The sequence below is a fragment of the Mucilaginibacter sp. P4_G9 genome, assembly GCF_056400985.1.
This window is the reverse complement of sequence record NZ_JBFUKF010000624.1, coordinates 1-2,084: the sequence shown is the minus strand read 5'-3', so window position 1 is coordinate 2,084 and position 2,084 is coordinate 1. Positions and strand designations below refer to the sequence as shown.

Here is a 2,084-nt window from a genome sequence, read left to right as displayed (position 1 = left end):
GGATAATGCCGCGCCGATTAGCAGCAATGTAAGTACGGTTGATAATTTGAACGCACAGGATATATTAAAGTTGATGAATGAGTTGCCTGCCATACAGCTCACAATATTCAACATGTATGAAATAGATGGTTATAATCATGATGAAATTGGAAATATGTTAGCTATCCCGGCAAGCTCATCGCGCGTTTATTTGAGCCGGGCGAAAGAACGATTAAGAAAAATACTAAGGCAAGAAGCACAAAACCATGGATGATCAGTTGGATAACGACTTAAGAGACCGCATCAGGGAGGTGTTTGATAACTATGAAGACACCTCGGCTGATGAAGGCTGGCTGCTACTCAGGGAAAAATTCCCTGTGAAGGAGGAGAAGCGCCTTGGGGTATGGCTATGGTGGGCAGGTGCTGCAGCAGGTTTATTGTTGTTTTTAAGTATAGGTGTGTGGATGCTGGGCAAAAAACAACCCGCCAATACAATAGCAGTGCAACCCATAAAACATCACCAGCAACAAAAGAAAATGCCAGTTGATACCCTTGCTCAATTAGCAGCAAATACTCATCCTGCAACAAAAAACAATCTTGTTGATACCTCTATATCAACCCAAAACAGCATTGTCAAAAACAACTATCCATCACAAAAAAAACCAATAGGTCATAACACGGCACTTGCAGCCGCAGCAACACGAAATACTATTGTTAATACCAATTTATCAAAAAAAGCTGCTGCTGCTGCTATAAATGCTCCCGTTACCAACCAGCCTTTGGGAATTACAAACAGCATTTCAAACACCAATAATAACGCGCTTATAGCTCAACAACCTGTAAATAATAAACAAGCCCCTGCCCCAACCCTGCCCCAAAAAGGGCCGGATAGTGTTAAAACAATCATACCAGCAAATGATCCGCAATATGCAGTTGCTCCTCCTGTTACCCCGGGGGTAARCACAACTCCGGAGTTGAAACCCAATAATGCAAATCAACAACCACCCCGCGTTAAACCTTCATCAACCAGTGCCCTGGAAAAAATGCTTGCAGCCGACAATTCCAGGACTCCAAAAGCTAAAGATCCCGGTGATGATAAAAAAGTAAAATTTGGCGTTTATGCGGCAACCTTTTTCAACTATGCCAAAGGCAGCAGTAACCAGGTAAACGCCGGGGCAGGCTTTACATCTGATATAAAGTTGAGTAAAAACTTTAAACTTTCAACAGGTGTTGCACTGGCTCAAAATACGCTGAGGTACAACAGCACCACCCCACCCAATCCTAACGCAGCCCGGGCGCTAACATATGCTATAGCAAGTCAGGATAACAATCTTGTACCAGCCTCGGCCTTCCCGGTGTTTAAAAACTACAATGCCAATTTAGTAGGGCTTGATGTGCCGATAAACATTAAATATGAGTTTAATCCGCAAAAAAGTGATGCTTATATTTCGGCCGGCTTAAGTTCGGGTACGTTTATCAACGAGGCATATACAACAAGTTATGGCCTGCCAAATTCTTCACTATCCGCAAATTCAACCAATCAAACAACCGAAGAAACAAGCAAGCAAAGTTTTAACGGCTTTTATTTTGCCAAAACACTTAACGTATCTTTCGGAATAGGTACTGCACTGGGCAAACGTAACCGTTTGATTATTGAACCATTTTTAAAATATCCGCTTGATGGACTGGGATCGCAACAGATAAAATTTGGAGCAGGCGGTTTAAACCTAAAACTAAACTTTTCAACAACTAAAAAATGAAGAAACATTTACTTGTTTTAGTGGGACTTGTACTTATCTCAACATCATTGTTTGCACAAAAATTTGAATTATCGGTACAGGCTAATTCTGGTTTATTTCACTTTTCGGGTAAATCGGCAACAACTACTTCACAGATTATCCAGGGATCAGCAACAGGCGATCCGAAGAACTATACCAATAATCCCTATGGAAAACAAAACGGGTTTAGCTATGGCGGCAATTTACAAGGACAATTTGTTACCAAAAGCGGCTTTATCTGTGGCTTAGGAGCAGGGTATGAAGTATTAAGGAGCCAGGTAGATATTGATAAATATACCCCTATTGTTTACTACAACGGCGTTATTT

At 41.4% G+C, this 2,084-nt stretch carries 3 protein-coding genes; all 3 read left to right on the top strand.

What is annotated here, in order from left to right; translation table 11 throughout:
- On the top strand, positions 1-253 hold a 253-nt coding region (locus AC1DPZ_RS26055; protein WP_477408983.1), incomplete at its 5' end, for an RNA polymerase sigma factor.
- The gene (locus AC1DPZ_RS26050) at positions 246-1,739 is read left to right on the top strand and encodes a hypothetical protein (RefSeq protein ID WP_477408981.1); all 1,494 of its coding nucleotides are present in this window, start codon (positions 246-248) and stop codon (positions 1,737-1,739) included. The genes AC1DPZ_RS26055 and AC1DPZ_RS26050, both read left to right, overlap by 8 nt.
- Positions 1,736-2,084, top strand: a 349-nt coding sequence (locus AC1DPZ_RS26045) for a hypothetical protein (protein ID WP_477408979.1), incomplete at its 3' end; no start/stop codon positions are given. The genes AC1DPZ_RS26050 and AC1DPZ_RS26045, both read left to right, overlap by 4 nt.